Source organism: Dyadobacter luteus, from assembly GCF_003383615.1.
Lineage (GTDB): Bacteria > Bacteroidota > Bacteroidia > Cytophagales > Spirosomataceae > Dyadobacter > Dyadobacter luteus.
Map to the genome: position 1 here is coordinate 1 of NZ_QNUL01000051.1, position 15738 is coordinate 15738.

Sequence of the window (15738 nt, forward strand, 5' to 3'; positions counted from 1 at the left end):
TTTCTACTACCGGCCGCCAGTTAATTAGGTGGTCAATTTGCCACGGAATCAGGTGGTCAACTTCTCCGAAATACCCACTTATATGACATTGAGAAAATTATGGATACCGTCTATGGAACCAATGCTTTAGCTGACTTAGATCTTTATTCTACCATTGTAGAGCATAGAAGCAAATACAATTCAATTAAAGGAATTGATTATTCCCTGCACAAACCACCTACGGCGTCATTTATTCCAGGTAAGAATATTATTCGAAAATGGGAACAAGATTACAAAGCGATGCAGGAAAGTATGATATATGGAGACTCTATCCCTTTTTCAAAGCTAATTACAAGAATGAAAGTATTAGAAGACCGAATAAGGTCATTGTGAAAAAAATGCACTTCAACCCATTTTCAATATCTTACTATGAGCACTATATTAGTTTTTTGATCTAGCTAAACAATTCAAGAAAATCTTCTGCACTCAGTGATTTTAGTACCCCATCGGTTGAAGAGACAAGCTCATCAGCCAGTTGACGCTTGTGGGCCTGCATATTCAGGATTTTCTCTTCCAAAGTATCCTTGCAGATCATCCTGTACGCCATCACGTTATTTTGTTGCCCGATGCGGTAGCAGCGGTCAATGGCTTGTGATTCAGCGGCAGGGTTCCACCACGGGTCTACTAGAAAAACATACTCGGCAGCTGTGAGATTAAGCCCTGTTCCACCAGCTTTCAGACTGATCAGAAATACACGTGTGTGATCATCGTTTTGAAAGAGATCCACCATTTTGCTTCTTTGATCTTCCGTCGTCTTACCATCCAGATAAGCATATCCGAGCTGGGATTTTTCGAGCTGCTGTCTGATCAGTCCAAGAAACCCGGTAAAACTTGAAAACACCAGAACTTTGTGGAAGGGTGTTATTTCTTTCAACCGCCGCATGAGCTCCTTGATTTTCGCAGGCTCTGCTTGTTGCTCAACCTGAGCTTCAACCAACATAGGCGCATTGCAAATTTGACGGAGTTTCAAGAGTCCTGCAAGTGCGTACAATTTGGAATTGACTGAACCGGTTTCGCTGAGTTTTTCTTTAATAGCCTTTTGATAACGGATGCGGTAGGCATCGTAGACAGCACGCTGTTGGGTTTCCATCTCACAGTAAATAACCATTTCCGTTTTTTCTGGCAGGTCTTTGGCTACCTGCTGTTTGGTGCGCCTGAGAATAAAGGTGTTAATCACCTTTTGCAAGTAAGCTGTCCCATCCGTTTCCGCTTTGTTTGCGAGCAGTTTATTGAACCCACGCAAACTTCCCAATATGCCGGGATTGACAAAGTTCATCAGGGCATAAAGATCATTGCCACTGTTTTCGACGGGTGTGCCCGTCATTGCCAGTCTGATGCGTGCATCCAGAATGCTGACAGCTTTGTAGCGTTGTGAAGCCTGGTTTTTAATGGACTGCGCTTCATCGAGGATCAAATATTCGAACTGGGCATGCCCGAGTATATCGATATCATGCAGCACCGTTTTATAGGTAGTCAAAATAACATCACCTGAATCAAGCCGTGAGGCCTGCTGTTGTCTGAACGCGCCATGATAGCGGAGTACGCGAAGATCCGGTATAAACTTTTCCGCTTCCTGCTGCCAGTTAAATAAGAGCGAGGTTGGTACAATTAAAAGACTCGGCCTGGTATGCAGACCATTTTTATACACTTTTTGTAAAAGTGTTAATACTTGCAATGTCTTTCCCAGCCCCATATCGTCAGCCAAAATTCCTCCCCAACCATTGTCTTTTAAAAACATCAGCCAGTCAAACCCTTCCTTCTGGTACGCACGAAGTTTCGCCCGCACGTTATCAGGGACTTGTCTGTCTGTGATAACTTTGACCTTCGGTGCATGACTTTTCAGGTTTTGTGCAAATCCTTGCAGGCCCTGTTGGCCTGAGTGGTCGCTGAGCTGATCCAGTAACTGAGCATGAAAGCCCGACAGACGCATCCCCGATTTTGAGGGTTGCGAAAAGGACAGAACAGTTTTCAGCTTCTTTTGCCAGCTAGCTGGGATGGTGGCACGTGTTCCGTCTTTGAGTGTGAGCTGCCCGTCATTTTCCAAAATCGCATGTCTGAGCACTTCACTGCTTATTGGAATCTGGGAACATGACGCTTTCAAAGTAATGTCAAACCAGTCTTTATCTGAATGAATACCCATACGGATATCTACCAGATTCATATAGTCTGCCAGTGCTTCAATGTCCTGGATTCCAGTCACAGTTATCTGATTTTCTTTCAGCTTTGATAGCATATCAGGCAAACAACCTGTGTTTAGGATGGTAGTCTTTGGCAAGGAAAAGTAGTCTTCATTTTTGCAAGCCTGGCTTGCAAAATCAGTATGTAGTGACCTTACAAGTTCTGTTAACGTAGCTTCTTTGGCTTTGTCACGGATGAAAATGACCGGATGCGTGTGAATCTCAATCCAGCTGGTCCCGCCACTTAAAGTTGGCACCAGCAATTCTTGCCCGTAGTCCACCTGCGGCTGGAAGCAAAAAGAACCGGCATGCTCGAAGATCCGCAACTGCATTTGCTGTACCTGTAAAATTCTCTGATCAGCGCCAACAGAATCATGTTGAAATGGGTAGTGCCGTGTCAGGAACTGAAGTACAGATTTGTTAAAATGCTCAAAATGGATGTCCATTACTGTAAGTACTTGCCCGGTTATTGTAAGTGATGTGATCAGATCGATGTCTCTGAGCGTAGAGGCTAATAGATATACACCACTGCCTTTATCGAAAACAAAAAGGGGGGACCTCGCTGGAAACAGCTCGTAGTAGTTCAGTGGATTTGTGTCCTTCAACACGTGCAGCTGTAACCTGTAACGGGCTTCTTGTTTGGTCAGAGTGAAACTCACGCCCAGTTCTGAACTTGCAGCCTGGAAAGGTTTTGTATACCCCTTCTTGGGTTTGTGATCAAATTTGATCTTGCGCCCTTCACTATACCGGTTTACAAAACGCTCACCGGCCAGCAGTGGATGTGCCCTGGACCAAAGATCAAGCAGACGCTGCCGGTACGTCTGAATTTGTGAAAGTCCGGAGGTTGTGTATTCGGATACAACCTCTTCCAGGCTCTGCGTGGTATTAGCCCCCTGAATCTGCAAGAGCCGCTCTGTGATGGTTTGAATCCGTGAGCCGATTGCATTTAACATCAACTGCCGGTCCGTGAAAACGATGTGTTCGGGCGCAGTGCTGGGCTGAAAGATGGTGCTGAAGGATTTGATAGCACTACCATCGTTGAGCATTTGACCCGTGAACCCTGCCAAAAAAGGAAAGTGCTCCTGCCGAAAAATAGTGTAAAGACTGTAACCGACCTGGTCATGCGTAATGGTTGGCTGCTGATCAGCCGCTGGGTCGGACTGTGGCATAGAAATCTTCTGGCTCGGTATGTAAACACTGCCGAGCGTTTTGGCTGCTTCGAACCGGATACCTTCCAAGCTGGTTTTCGCCTCAAAAAGATCCGGATATCCTTCTGCCAGTTTGAATAGGTCAGGCTTGTAGAATCTCGAAAAGTAGTCCGCACCTCTGCGACTTACTAATGTAACGAGCACTTTGTGGGCATGTACGCATAGTTTTTCTGTGTGCTCATTACAGCTGCAGCAAACCAGTAGATGCGTGGGAAGGACGGCTATCCGTAGTCTTGTCAACAGTTTGCCGAAAGGTACTTGAAGATCAAGAACCTGATCCTTATATCCGACAAAGGTGATGTCGAAGTAAGAGAGTTTATTGCTGCGGACACTACTGTTAAATACATGATGACTATCGATAATTTCTTCTGTGAGCGTGAAATCTTGATCGTCAAACGGGATCAGATAATGCATATCGGCTGTGCGATGCATATGTGGTTCAGCTTTGAGAACAGGATTTTTCATAGTAACACGAGTTTAAAGTGTGGCAACCATATTTGTTTGCTCCTGGAGTGAGGCGAGTTTGCAGCTACAAAGCGAGTCACTGATGTCTTTGAATACTTCCACCTTTTTCAATAGTGCTTCAGCCTGATGAACGGTGACTTGAAAATCGTTTTGATAGCGGGTATCCAGATAGGCGCGGTTTAACTTTTGGAGCAGGATCTGATCTTTTTTACTATTGGTAAAGATCTGCGGAATCTTTGGTGAGAAATAGCAGCAGAGCGTAAGCAACCTGGAAAGATGATGGATATTGTACCGGTACCCCATCCATACCCTGATCAGGCCAATGGCTGACTGCTCCATGGCTTGATGCAGCAAAAACAGGCAAAGCTTGAAATCGCGATCGTTAAAGCGCTGACGGGCGGAAACAAGAAAACCCTTGGACAGCGCGCTGTGATGGCTAAAAAACTGCCGGGCATCTTCATGGTATTGGGCAGGGGTTCCAGCGTGAATAGAAGACAAGGCGTTGTAACCGTCCGATGTTGTCAGTAGCAGTCCGGTTTTGAATACCTCACAAAAAAAGCGGTTGCCCTCAGCCAAGAGTTTGTCGACCTGCCCGCTCCAATGGGAAAGCACCGTTATTTGAAGGTCCGGGAAGTGATGACTCAGAAAGTCCTGAATCGTATGCTGCTGGCTTTGGCGGGTGTTGGTAACTGCTAAAATACAATAAGCCTTAAACCCTGCATAGTGGTTGGTGGTAAAGCAGCTGCAAGCGGCAGATGCCGCTTGCCGGAAGCCAAACAGGAAGGTGTGTTGGATGTCAAATTTTAAGCAGATCGCCTCGACAATACCGGAGAGATCATGCTGCTGCTCTTCGCTTAATATATGTCCGTTCAGCTCCATGATACGCTCCTTTTACTTGTTAACAGAAATGACAGGGTGAAGTAAATCTGCTGACGGCGTATAATCCATTCCGGATTATTCTATTTTAGAACTGCATAGGAATAAAATATACCGAATGGGCACAGAATAGAATGTTTTGCAGATTCGGCCAAAACCGGTTAACTTGCTATTATGAACATGGCAGGTGACAAAACGAGCAAAATCCATCACTGCAGAAACATCAAGCAATAGATCGTTCTTGATAATTTAATGTCATCCAGCACAGCTTTCAGCTTAGGTTGGGTGATTCCATTTCTGAGACTATCCAGCAACTTTACTTTTGGTAACCACCATTGCGCAAGCAAGCTGTCGCGAAGATCTCTATAGGTTTGTTTCACTTTAGGTGGCTGCGCATCATAGACCTGATTGATGCAATAGGGAAAAGCCATCTGATATTCCTGATCTATACCCCAGATATTGTATTTGTATTCTGCTGCAGTGATCAGCATTTTTGCATCATCATTGGTTTTAAAGAATGGAAAGGTTCCGTAAGAGGGATGGTCTTTTGACACGGCAAGCAGACTTTCTTCCGGATTTTTGGATTTTGAAAATCGTGTAAGTTCAGAAGCAACGAAAGGACTTACTTCAACACACCAGTTCTTGTAACCCTGCAAAGATGCAGATTCGAGAGCATAGCTCGTCAACCGAGAAATCAACTCAGAATTGTGATATTCCCCCCCCAGGCAACAAACTGATTCTCTTTGAATTGATTCATTAGTAGTTCCCACCCGTATCCGTTTGGTTTTTGTCCGTCGAAAGTGAATGAACTCAGATGTTTCGATAATGCCGTATTGAATTTGAGCGAATCGCTTACGGTTTTTGCCTGACCGAAGCAATCAGTTCTTGCAAGAAGACTAATGAGTAGTAATAATTTTTTCATAAGTAGTTAATAGGAGTGCTTAACGTGCTGACATGCACATAGTAAAGTATTTTATGCGTTTGGAGCCGTTGTATGTGATAAATTTACATAATATAGCTACGATCTGTATACGTAAGGTCTGTTATTTTAGCAGCACATACTTTCTTGTAGCCATTTTTAACCAGGAAGTCCATCAGTTTTTGATGGGTCTTCCAAAGATTTGAGGTGTCCATACGATATGATATCTAATTTAAGGACACAATTTACGTTAATATTACCCCAACTCTTTATCGATAAGGCACTGATTAAAAGTCTTTTAAGTAGAAAGTTGGGGTAATAAAAAGTTTGGATAAGCGCAGTTGTTGTTGAATGCTATCGCTGCTTTATTGGATTCGAAATTATCCTTTAAATATCCATTATTGCATGCGATTAACCGACCGCAATATTATGTCATTAATTTCAGAACCTAATACTCCATTCCGAGAGGCACTCTGAATGACCGCTTGATCTGATTGTGTGAAAAATGTGCTGCCAGATAAGACAGACCCAATAGTTGCTGCAAATCACAAAGATTTCCCAAAGCAGTGTCCTGTTCAATTCAGTATAGATACCAGGTGGCAAATCTGAAAAATCCGCCATAGGCTGCATTCTGGGTGGCAGATAAGTTCGGGAAAGTTGGACTTAATAATACAGGCGATAGTTTGCTGCAACTGTTGAGAAATATCGTTTAATATGCCTGTCTCTGTACGAGCTCAGCTTATTTGAATGATAGACACAGTCAAATGATTCGGTCTAACTACAAAGTTAACGTTTTCTGCCAAACACGAACGTTCATAAACTTTTTGGTGCCAAACGGGTCCATTTTAGTACATAAGGGGCTTTATTGAGCTGCAAAGTTACAAATCAGTCCTTTTTGGTCTTTTTGAGGATATTCTCGGCATTTTTTGCCTCTTGCTTTTTTATTTTAAAAGTACTTCTGCCTCCTTGACCACCAATTCCTATGCTTGATGTTTTTCAGTCTCTTGCTCGTCAAACTCCGGATTCTGAAAATAGATGCTGTCAGTCCATGCAGCTATTTCTGGATACACTGGCCGGATCGTCCGGTATTTTCCTTTACATGCAATCGAATTTTCACTGCTGGTGGTAGTAACAGGCTTTAGTCTCACTGCTGATACAATCAGCAAGATGCCAGCTGAAATAATAGAGCTTTTCGATTGCAGCCCGATATGCTGATGATACTTCAGCTGGGATTTGCCAGATGGCTTCAATAATTTTTGTGTAAGCTACCGATTCGGGCGGTCAACGCCTGTTCGGATAGCTGTTTGATGAGTTGCATTGTGATTTCTTCCGGCATCATTTCACAGTAGTCTCCTTAGAGATCTCTTTCTGCGTTTAGTATGTGTAGGGTAGCTGCAACTGGAAAGTTGTTGCTTGCCAGCTGCAGGCATCTTTTCCGCGGATCAGAACACATTAGTACTCGTCGGTTTTAGGCACGTGGCTGTGTAAGAACCAACCCGGTCAAGCCGGCTTGGTGAAGGTATATAGGTGATTCTCTGAGTGGTACATCAGATTGTCATAAATGTCGATCTTGATAAGTTTTCCGTTATGTAGATTTTCCAGGATGTAGTTATTACGCTGAAGATACTGAAATCCATAATAGGCAGTAAAATCATTTCTTCCAGGACTGTTTGAAGGTTGCCTGGGATGCTTCGAGCCGACGAGTTTAAAGCAGAAGTCTTCATATCCTGAATGTTTAACAGCTGTCTCCAGCTCAGTCCAGCCAATTGTATTTTCTATCAATTTTAGTTTATCTGTAAAGCCCGGCCAGTTAGGCAGATAAAGTTCCAATATGTGCTGCTGGCTGTGAGGTCTCAACCATTTGAGAGTTTCATATAAATCGGTGGATTTCCAGCAGCTTGCCAGAAGATGCTTCCAGTAATCCCTCATTTGTTTACTAAGGCCGGCAGGGAAGACTTCTCTTTCGTGGATGTAGTCAAAACTGTACCATGTCTGAGTGCTTATCGCGTTGTGTCCACCACTGGGAGAAAAGCTTAGCTTAAACTTAAAGAGCGATTGGTTGGGATCGGGAGTGAGCGCCCTTACCCTTGATTTATGTTTCATATGCAAAATGGTTTCTATCGTAGGATTAAGTAATATTTAAATTTCAATTGCTGAATAGCTCAATTGTTCCATAGAAATTTCAATTGAAAGAATTGAAAGCAAAATCAGCAGACCAGCTCTGATTTTTGGGCATAGCAGACTGTTCAGCACAAAGGACTTTGGCTGTAATCTTTCCGTTCGTTTAGCAAACTATGCGCTTAGCTTGCGTTGATATTTATTTTGCTGGCCAGCCAGCAAATAATGTTCCTAATTCAGCTTAAATCATTTATCTACCTGGACAATCTGGAGCTTTCTGCCATTGTCGACACATAATAATCAAGAACCTGATGGTTTCTTCTGCACTACGGATTCTGTTAGGGATTCTCCAAAGCTTCGGCTCTCAACTCAATTCTGCTGGGTTTTCTCCAATAATAACACGGCGTGTAGTTTACATATTGCAATTGATGTAGGTCTGCCATTGCTCTGACATAGGTTGAAGAGCTAGCTATTTTTGCCACGGCCATCACTTCGTAGCTATAAAGGTGCAGTGGACCTTTGGCACCTTGTGTTTCCCATAGCCATACCAAACTAACGTACAGGGCTATATGTGTCGTGTTGATACTGGGGTCTATTTCGGCTTTTCTAAAAAATTCTGTCAACATTTGAGTAGTTTTCATTCCGGGCTCGTAAAAGGTTATTAAATCTTCCTGCCGCGCCTTTTTGAAGGGTTACCGGGTTGTTGATCTTCTTTGCGGTTTGTCTCTGCTTGCGCGTGGGACCTGGTTTGCTGCTCGGACGGCTCCCGGTGCTGTCTGAGACGCTGCTGATTTTGGTCAAATACAAGCAGTGTTTTGAATTTGGGATTGGCTTCAATAAAGATTTTCTGCTCACCGTCCGGGCCTTGCAATGTTGCCGGTGTTCTGTTTCCCTTTTTGAGTGAGTCAATCAGCTCCCTTTTGACAGGTTCAGAAAGGTTTTCTTTCAACGGAAGCTGTGACAAGGATTGGTAAAGGTCAAAGCCGTATCTGTTGTTATAGCGCTGCATCTTGAAATTGCCGTTAGATTCATGCTGCTTGAAATCAAGTGCTAACCAGCTATTGTAAAGTCTTCCTTCCCGGCTGACAAGCTCTTTATGAATAGATCTGCCGTCAAGAAGATTATAGGCTTCCTTCCGGGTGATATTTCCTTCCCTGAGAACAGCAAAGCGCTGCGTGTAGGTCTGTGCACTATCTGCCTTTTTCAACGTAGATTCAAAACTATTGAAAAAGTACCGGTCGGTTTCGGCGGATTTTCTGAAGTATAGCATTGAGTTGAGCTGATCGGGCCCCTGTTTTACCTGGTGATGAAGTACAAAATTGTCCTTGCCGGCTTTAATGTTTTCTTCCAGAGCCGAGCTTAAACCGGTACCAAAGCCTGAATATTTGATCTGATCCTGCAGATACTCAAAGTTTTTCTGATTCATAACTGTTGCATCGTTAGTTTAAAAAGATTTAAAGGGGCCTTGCTCGCACGATATGACGGTTTGAAAGTGCCACTTTCAAATGTCGTCCGCCATTTTTTTCATTCAGCGTGATCCACAGCCGCTTGTGGTCTGAGAGTGTAAAGCCAGAGAGTACATAGATCAGCTCGCTTTCTGAGCCGGCTGCCAGATTGCTATCGTGTACCGGCATCAGTAGTGGTGTAAGCAGCACTGACTGACTGGCTGTTCTCTTGATCTGTTTTTGATCACTGATCCAGAATTTTTCGGATTCAATGCGGTAGGGGACAGAGCTGGTATTTTTTACTTTGATCCGTAGGCAAAGCAGCTCATTTTGTACATAAAGACCTGTCAACCGCATTTTCACTTTTCCTTTTTTGTCTTTTATTCTTCTCAGATGAGGCTTTGCATTAGCGGCATTTTGCGCCACCTCTTCTTGCTTTTTTTGGCTGGTAAGATCTGCAAACAATGCATGCTGGGATTGGCTGCTGACAACATCGATGACAAAATGCAGGGGATCATCCTGGTAGTCAATCAGAAAAGTGTGCAGACTTCCGTCGGCTGTGATAACAGTCAGGTTGGTCTGCTGAAAGCGGGGGCTAGCTGCTTTGAGCTGCAGCACATTGTGCACACCCCGCGCTTTTTGGGCAAGCAGAGAGGCGCTTCCCTTGTCAACACTTTTGACCGGGTAGCCAAATACCAGATTCACCGTCTTGTTACAGGTAATCTGTACAGGAAGCGCTTCAGATACATAAAGCTGGGTGGTTTGACAAACTGCAAAAGTTGCTGAAAGAAGAAGTAGAACAGCGGGCCATAGAAGCGTTTTGATTTTCATGTTTGCTTGTATTTAATGTGGAGAATGCATTAGGGTCTACCGCTTTTGAGCAGTATCTGGTAACCTGCTTTCAGATGCACCTGTTGGAGTCTGGCTTTGCGGCTAAAAAGAGTCTTTGCAGCCTGAATACCGGCGCTTGCTGCCTGAGCGCCTAATGAAGGATCAAGACCAGTGACAGACAGAGACTGAATCTGCTGAGCTGTAGACTGCTTGGTCACCTCGCGTTCAATGGCCCCGGGTACATAAATGCCCTCATTTCCATCAAGATCGTAAGCTGAGAGACTTACCTGGAAAATGGAACTCTGGATTCTGAGCGTTTTTACAGAAATCAAAAGCCTTTCTTGACTCAGTGACGCAGTTCCGTACACAAAACTGTTTTTGGCTATGAGCTTGCCCGAGATATAAGCGTCAGTGGTCAGTCTGATCTTAACCGTTGAACCGGGCAAGACTGTCTGGTCCTGATCAATGACGGCCTGCAGCGCATTGTCATCGGCCGCGGTAAGATCATCATCGATCGAGAAAAATCCGTTCGATGAGCTTCTTGTGTCCTCATATTCAGTCTTTAATGAATCTTCAGCTAATGCTGATAGCAGCGAAATCTCTTCATTGCTGCTTTTGGTGCTTACTCTTTGAGCCGGCTGGTCTTGCAGGCTGCTTTGCGCCTGCACTTTTTGGGCCATTCTTTCAGGGTGCTGGATATCGATCACCTTTTCAAGCAGCTCATTGAGTTGGGCAATCTCCTGATCCTGACTATATGTATCTGGCTGAGCGTCTGTGATCATTTGCTGTAGTTTTTCAAGCTGCTTATCAGCTATATGCGCCTGCGCTGCGGCGGGTTCTACAGCTTTGATGTTAGCTTGAGGACTTGCAGAGAGCAGAGAATCGAGCGATTTGAGCTTGCGAGCCATCTGAAGATGTGTCTTTTCGGTGTAGGTCTTGCCTTGGTAGCTTACTGGCATCTGGCTGGATGAGTCAGTATCAGGGGCGGCTAACGACGCCAGAGTGGATCCAGATTCATGTTTTTGTGCCGTAAGCTCTGATACGCGGTAAGGATCTTTTTTGATCAGCTCGTTTCTTTTCGCTGAATCACGCTGGGCCTGCTGGTAAAAAGATAGCTTTCCAAACTGGCTTTGTGCTTTTGGTTTAGGGCCGGGAAGATTCGTGTTCAAACCCTGGGTAGGCTTGTGGTCAGGCTGATTCTTGAATACAATCCTTACGCCAACCGCCCAGTAAATGACTGTCAGAAAAGGGAAAACCAGTATCGGAAGCACTGTCAGTAATCTGCGCTTTGCCACAAAAGCGGGTAAATGCATCTTATTTTGCATGTCGTCTAATTTTAAGGATGATAAAAAAGAATGCTGTCTTTGAGAATTTCGTTTTCCAGACTGTCCAGATAAAGCTCAAAAGCAGCTTTTTTCTGCAGATATATAGTGCCGGTCAATTGAGTCTGACGCGCTGGAAGAAAGCTTTCGTAAATCAGGTAAGCGCTGTAGGCCGCGCATGGTGTAAGCATAGCAAACAGCCAGATTTTTTGGTGGTTTTCTGAAAGCCTTCCGAACTGTGTTGCCAGATAATCAGCAGTCATTCTTTTCAGCTTTTGAATGGGGCTGAAAAAGGATTTTTCTGGCCCAGGATCCGGACTCTTGTTTTTTGAAGCAGGCGCTTTGTGCGCATTGAAATTGTAGAACATAGCTAGCGGTCGGTTTGAATAAGTGTCTGATTATCTGATCTGCATGTTGATATCGGAGTTTTCTGTTATCTGCCAGCGTTCGATCAGAAACCCGTGCGGATTGTGATCGGATCTGGAAACGCTTCTGAGAACCCCTTGGGTGATCAGCCTGCGGTTGACAATGCTGGTGGGCCGGATAATACGCTGAACCGCCTGGCAGCTAAACTGGTAAGGATAAGAAGCGGTATTGATCTGAACTGTATCGATCTGTATCTGCTGGCTGACATTACCAGATATTACGCCGGTGTAGTAGCCTGATTCGCGCAGATTGTCATATTGATGTTTTGCCGATGCGTCGGCCAGATACAGCGCCTTGGAGATAGTTGTCTGAATCGCTTTTTCGTCGGGATCCAAAGAAAAGAACAGTCTGTGAAAGTTGGCTATATGGTCTCTGGCTTCTACGCCTATGTTCTCAGAGCGCTGTGAGGCGAAGGCCTCCAGGATCTTTCCAGACTCCAGGATATATACCCGCGACTGGGCAATCTGTATACTTTTGTGGCTTTGATAGACGACCAGAGTGCAGATCAAAACGCAGCTGCCAATCACACACAGGGTGAAAGTGCGGATTTGTCTGAAGGCGGTATCAAGGTTCTTGGCTTTTTGAAACATGGGTATCTACGTTAGTAAAGTGACTAGCTTTTTTGATTGTTTTGTGCCGAGGGCAATCTGCCAAATCCGGATGCTGCAGGAAAAGCGGCGCTTGCCACCATCCGTGTCGAGGAACCTAAAAGAGAAGTGGTTTTGTGCAGCAATGCGTTTTGACCGCCCGCCTGAATAATGTAGGCAGCTACTGAGGGCACAGAGAAATAGCCGACGATACCGATAATCAGGAATACGATGTAGGCCGCATCATGGCTGCTGAAGAAAGTATCTCCGCTTTGGCCGATTTGACGGATGTCGATATCTATCATCTTCTGCTGTACAGTGCCGATTATTGCCCCGAAGATGTTGGCAACTGGGAGCCACAGGTAAATGTTGATATAGCGCGCTATCCAGCTGGTGAGCGTCTGCTGAAAGCCGTCAAAGACAGATATGCCAAAAGCGATAGGTCCTACAATGGCCAGTACGATCAGTTGGAAGGTGCGCATGGTGTTGATGCACAGTGCCGCTGATTGGAAAATCAGTAGCAACACTTCACTTACAGCCGCCTTGATTGAGTTTCTGAAATTGTAGCTCTGTTTGGCCATATAGAATTTAATGTCATTTGAAATACCTTCTGTGAAGCCCTCTGAGTAATCCTGACCGTAGGTATATTTAAGCCATTTTTCCCTGTTGCCACTCAGGTCATCTCCCACATACATCTGCCAGAACTCAGATGATTTGACGGCCTGTTGTCTTTGTTGCAGCAGCAGCGCGATTGCTTTGTCGGAATCCTGAACCATTGAAGAAGTACCGCGCACGGTTGGAGCCAGTATGCCGTTGATAAGGGCTATGACCGAAGGAAAAACAAGGATTGCAAAGCCGATAGCAAAAGGGCGGAGCAGAGGATAGAAATCAACAGCTTCTGCGTTGGAGATGTGCCGCCAGACTCTGTGAGATATATAAAAGATGGCAGCAAAGGCGGCAATCCCGCGGCCTACCCCGATCAGCCTGGCGCACAAGGGCATCATTTGATTGTATACATTGTCCAATACACCGTTCAGACCCCGGATTTGCTCTGTATACCCCTGAGCAAAAAGATCATAAGGGTTTACAGACAAAAGAACTATCAACAGGGCGATCATAGTAATCTTTAGTGATTTCATGTCAGGTTCACATCTAGTGTTGTAAATTCAAAAGCTCTTGCAGCGTGCTGGTTTGTTGCAGCTCGTTTTTTCTCTGGGCTGTCAGAAGAAGGGCGTTGGAGTTGAAGTGTCTCAGAAACGTAAGCTGATCGGTAAGCTGCTGGTAAATGAGATCGATTCTCTGAAGCCTCTCTGCGTCTGAAGCGCGCAGTTTCTGATCGGTAAGTACTTCTTCTAGCGCTTCAAGATTAGCCAGACAAGAGCCGGCCAGCCTGCTGTAAACCTTTTCTATGTACGCTGTCTCGGTTTGGGTCAGAACTCCCGATGCGGCCAGTTGAGCTCTGGTCTGGCGGTACTCGCGGCTGATAGCAAGCTGGTAGGCCAGGATGTCTTTGACACGCGCATAGTTTTTCACAGCCGGGCTTACCTTCAGAAGCGCAGATAGGAACGCGTCATGCAGTTTGAAGTTTCCTTCTGAGATATTTTTAATGGTCGTATAGCCCGTAAAAAGAATGTCGTAGCCCGCTTTGAGCTCTGCGAGAATCTCTCTGAGCTGAGCCAGCTTCTGGATATTAAGCACAAGCTGTGTAACCTGGGCAGTCTGCGCTTTTGCGCTGTATGGACCTGCCGAAAGAGCAAGTACAATTAGGAATTTTTTCATAGCAGTCTTAGGGGATATTATAAAGTGATTTGATGTTTTCTATTTGCAACTTCTCGTTTTTCCGCTCTTGGGAAAGCACAGCAGTCTGCTCTTTGAGATCCCTTGCGAAGCTGTAGTTCTGCTGCATCTGAACTAGACAGGACCCGATCAGATCAAGGCGCTGATCATCTGTCATCGAGACCTGCCCATGACGGATCGCTAAAAACAGACTGCTGATCACAGACTGGGAGTCATCGTAGAGCCGAAGGAAAGCCTGCTGGATCTGGCCGCGCTGCCAGTCTTCAAGATTGGAGTTGGCCGTGATGCCGGCGCTGTGCCGGCGGCATATCTCATTGATCTGGCCATGCAGATCGGTGATTTGTTTGAGCCGCGCCAAAGAGGATATGGAAGGCTTTACAATCAGAAGAGAATCAAAGCGGTTTTTATGAAGATCAAACTCTCCCTTTTTAATGCTCGAGATGGTGCTCAGGCCCTGTTTGGCTATCTGATAACCTTTTTTTGTCGCCTCCAGATAGATTTTTAGCTCCGCGATCTGTTCTAGCAGATACTCTCTCTGCGTGCTTGTCTGCTGGAGCCATTCCTTGACGATCTGGGCTTTGACAGGGGCAGCGGTTATAATCAGAAATGCCAGAATAAATTTTGTTCTCATGTGATGCGCTGTGTTTAATCAATTCCGTAGAGTTGCCGGGTTACCTTTGTGTCAAACTCAGATCTAGCCCGAGACAGACTCAGTGTCTGGTTTTGCTGGTTGAAGCTGATTAGCTCCTCGAAGAGCTGATCGATGTTCTCTGAGGTCTGCTCGATCAGCTGCAGACGGGCAGCGTCTGTCATGTGAACAGAAAAGGATTTGACTACCAGCAGCAGAAGATCGGTGTTCTGAGCGCTTTGCTGGAGTATACCCTGATGGATCTGTCTGATATCAGAAAGCTCTGCTTGCGAGAAATGCTTGTCTGCTTGGTAGATCTGAGCAGTCTTCTGACATATGTCCAGAATTAGTAACTGTTTTTCTGCGATCTGTTTGATTTTGAAGTAGTAAGCAATCACTGATTTTACTTTTTTTAACTCGTCATAATATTGCCTATAGAGCTCCCGCTGCTTGGATACCCACTCAGTGATCTGATCCAGTTTTAGTTTGCTCATTGTATTCTCCAAGGCCTTTTGTGCGTTCTGAAGACGGATCACACTATTTTGCCGGCGCTGGATCATTAAATCAACTGCTTTGACTACCCTTTCGATAACTGCTTTGATAATTGCTGCCCAGCCGGCTGCCCGGGCCTGGTTGGCTGGCGCGGCAGTGGCAAACAGCAGCAGTGTGATAAATACGACTCTTTTAATCATAGTAATGCTGTGTTTTTCAGTGCCGGCTGACGCATTTGGTTGGCAAGTATTTTGACAGCTTTTTTTATGCTGCCATGCTGTTTTGTAAGGGCTGCTACCTTGATTTTTTCGGTCTGCTCAGTTGAGTAGGTGTAGGATAAGAACCCGGCGCCTTGCCATATTGACTATGGTAGGTTTCCAAGAACTCTCCCCCGAACCGTACGTACCT

General features: G+C 45.1%; 16 protein-coding genes. 1 reads left to right on the forward strand and 15 read right to left on the reverse strand.

Annotation, left to right across the window (positions count from 1 at the left end; translation table 11 throughout):
• Positions 1-99: 99 nt before the first annotated feature.
• Positions 100-372 carry a hypothetical protein gene (locus tag DSL64_RS28540; protein WP_115834385.1) on the forward strand — a complete coding sequence of 91 codons (273 nt, stop codon included), beginning with the start codon at positions 100-102 and terminating at the stop codon, positions 370-372.
• A gap of 61 nt (positions 373-433) precedes the next feature.
• On the opposite strand, the gene DSL64_RS28545 is transcribed toward DSL64_RS28540, so the two are convergent.
• The 15 genes from DSL64_RS28545 to DSL64_RS28620 form a co-directional block, all read right to left on the reverse strand.
• Positions 434-3889: a DEAD/DEAH box helicase gene (locus DSL64_RS28545; RefSeq protein ID WP_115834386.1), complete on the reverse strand. Its 3456-nt coding sequence runs from the start codon at positions 3887-3889 to the stop codon at positions 434-436.
• Positions 3890-3901: 12 nt separating this feature from the next.
• Entirely contained in the window at positions 3902-4768 is an 867-nt protein-coding gene (locus DSL64_RS28550; protein ID WP_115834387.1) for a HEPN domain-containing protein, read from the reverse strand.
• A 206-nt stretch (positions 4769-4974) separates the two neighbouring features.
• The gene (locus DSL64_RS28555; protein WP_115834388.1) at positions 4975-5463 is read right to left on the reverse strand and encodes a hypothetical protein; all 489 of its coding nucleotides are present in this window, start codon (positions 5461-5463) and stop codon (positions 4975-4977) included.
• Entirely contained in the window at positions 5460-5687 is a 228-nt protein-coding gene (locus tag DSL64_RS28560) for a hypothetical protein (protein WP_115834389.1), read from the reverse strand. Before DSL64_RS28560 ends, DSL64_RS28555 begins: the two co-directional genes overlap by 4 nt.
• A gap of 1497 nt (positions 5688-7184) precedes the next feature.
• Positions 7185-7787: a hypothetical protein gene (locus tag DSL64_RS28570; protein ID WP_147300436.1), complete on the reverse strand. Its 603-nt coding sequence runs from the start codon at positions 7785-7787 to the stop codon at positions 7185-7187.
• Positions 7788-8140: 353 nt separating this feature from the next.
• Positions 8141-8443: a hypothetical protein gene (locus DSL64_RS28575; protein ID WP_115834392.1), complete on the reverse strand. Its 303-nt coding sequence runs from the start codon at positions 8441-8443 to the stop codon at positions 8141-8143.
• A 20-nt stretch (positions 8444-8463) separates the two neighbouring features.
• Positions 8464-9228: a hypothetical protein gene (locus tag DSL64_RS28580; RefSeq protein ID WP_115834393.1), complete on the reverse strand. Its 765-nt coding sequence runs from the start codon at positions 9226-9228 to the stop codon at positions 8464-8466.
• A gap of 28 nt (positions 9229-9256) precedes the next feature.
• Positions 9257-10078: a conjugative transposon protein TraN gene (gene traN, locus DSL64_RS28585; protein ID WP_115834394.1), complete on the reverse strand. Its 822-nt coding sequence runs from the start codon at positions 10076-10078 to the stop codon at positions 9257-9259.
• 29 nt (positions 10079-10107) lie between these two features.
• On the reverse strand, positions 10108-11403 hold the full coding sequence (traM, locus tag DSL64_RS28590) for a conjugative transposon protein TraM (protein WP_115834395.1): 1296 nt from the start codon (positions 11401-11403) through the stop codon (positions 10108-10110).
• Positions 11404-11414: 11 nt separating this feature from the next.
• Positions 11415-11768 (reverse strand): hypothetical protein, encoded by a 354-nt coding sequence (locus DSL64_RS28595; protein ID WP_115834396.1) that lies wholly within the window; start codon positions 11766-11768, stop codon positions 11415-11417.
• A 30-nt stretch (positions 11769-11798) separates the two neighbouring features.
• Positions 11799-12416 carry a conjugative transposon protein TraK gene (gene traK, locus DSL64_RS28600; protein WP_115834397.1) on the reverse strand — a complete coding sequence of 206 codons (618 nt, stop codon included), beginning with the start codon at positions 12414-12416 and terminating at the stop codon, positions 11799-11801.
• 23 nt (positions 12417-12439) lie between these two features.
• Complete coding sequence (gene traJ / locus DSL64_RS28605) at positions 12440-13552, reverse strand: conjugative transposon protein TraJ (protein ID WP_115834398.1); 1113 nt, start codon at positions 13550-13552, stop codon at positions 12440-12442.
• A gap of 13 nt (positions 13553-13565) precedes the next feature.
• Positions 13566-14192: a TerB family tellurite resistance protein gene (locus DSL64_RS28610; RefSeq protein WP_115834399.1), complete on the reverse strand. Its 627-nt coding sequence runs from the start codon at positions 14190-14192 to the stop codon at positions 13566-13568.
• 7 nt (positions 14193-14199) lie between these two features.
• Complete coding sequence (locus tag DSL64_RS28615) at positions 14200-14841, reverse strand: hypothetical protein (RefSeq protein WP_115834400.1); 642 nt, start codon at positions 14839-14841, stop codon at positions 14200-14202.
• A gap of 14 nt (positions 14842-14855) precedes the next feature.
• Positions 14856-15530, reverse strand: coding sequence for a conjugal transfer protein TraI (locus DSL64_RS28620; protein WP_115834401.1), 675 nt, complete (start codon positions 15528-15530; stop codon positions 14856-14858).
• Positions 15531-15738: the final 208 nt, after the last annotated feature.

Coding starts and splice junctions, on each gene's coding strand:
- DSL64_RS28540 (WP_115834385.1), top strand. CDS start 100: ATGGATACCGTCTATGGAACCAATGCTTTAGCTGACTTAGATCTTTAT.
- DSL64_RS28545 (WP_115834386.1), bottom strand. CDS start 3,889: ATGAAAAATCCTGTTCTCAAAGCTGAACCACATATGCATCGCACAGCC.
- DSL64_RS28550 (WP_115834387.1), bottom strand. CDS start 4,768: ATGGAGCTGAACGGACATATATTAAGCGAAGAGCAGCAGCATGATCTC.
- DSL64_RS28560 (WP_115834389.1), bottom strand. CDS start 5,687: ATGAAAAAATTATTACTACTCATTAGTCTTCTTGCAAGAACTGATTGC.
- DSL64_RS28570 (WP_147300436.1), bottom strand. CDS start 7,787: ATGAAACATAAATCAAGGGTAAGGGCGCTCACTCCCGATCCCAACCAA.
- DSL64_RS28575 (WP_115834392.1), bottom strand. CDS start 8,443: ATGAAAACTACTCAAATGTTGACAGAATTTTTTAGAAAAGCCGAAATA.
- DSL64_RS28580 (WP_115834393.1), bottom strand. CDS start 9,228: ATGAATCAGAAAAACTTTGAGTATCTGCAGGATCAGATCAAATATTCA.
- traN (WP_115834394.1), bottom strand. CDS start 10,078: ATGAAAATCAAAACGCTTCTATGGCCCGCTGTTCTACTTCTTCTTTCA.
- traM (WP_115834395.1), bottom strand. CDS start 11,403: ATGCAAAATAAGATGCATTTACCCGCTTTTGTGGCAAAGCGCAGATTA.
- DSL64_RS28595 (WP_115834396.1), bottom strand. CDS start 11,768: ATGTTCTACAATTTCAATGCGCACAAAGCGCCTGCTTCAAAAAACAAG.
- traK (WP_115834397.1), bottom strand. CDS start 12,416: ATGTTTCAAAAAGCCAAGAACCTTGATACCGCCTTCAGACAAATCCGC.
- traJ (WP_115834398.1), bottom strand. CDS start 13,552: ATGAAATCACTAAAGATTACTATGATCGCCCTGTTGATAGTTCTTTTG.
- DSL64_RS28610 (WP_115834399.1), bottom strand. CDS start 14,192: ATGAAAAAATTCCTAATTGTACTTGCTCTTTCGGCAGGTCCATACAGC.
- DSL64_RS28615 (WP_115834400.1), bottom strand. CDS start 14,841: ATGAGAACAAAATTTATTCTGGCATTTCTGATTATAACCGCTGCCCCT.
- DSL64_RS28620 (WP_115834401.1), bottom strand. CDS start 15,530: ATGATTAAAAGAGTCGTATTTATCACACTGCTGCTGTTTGCCACTGCC.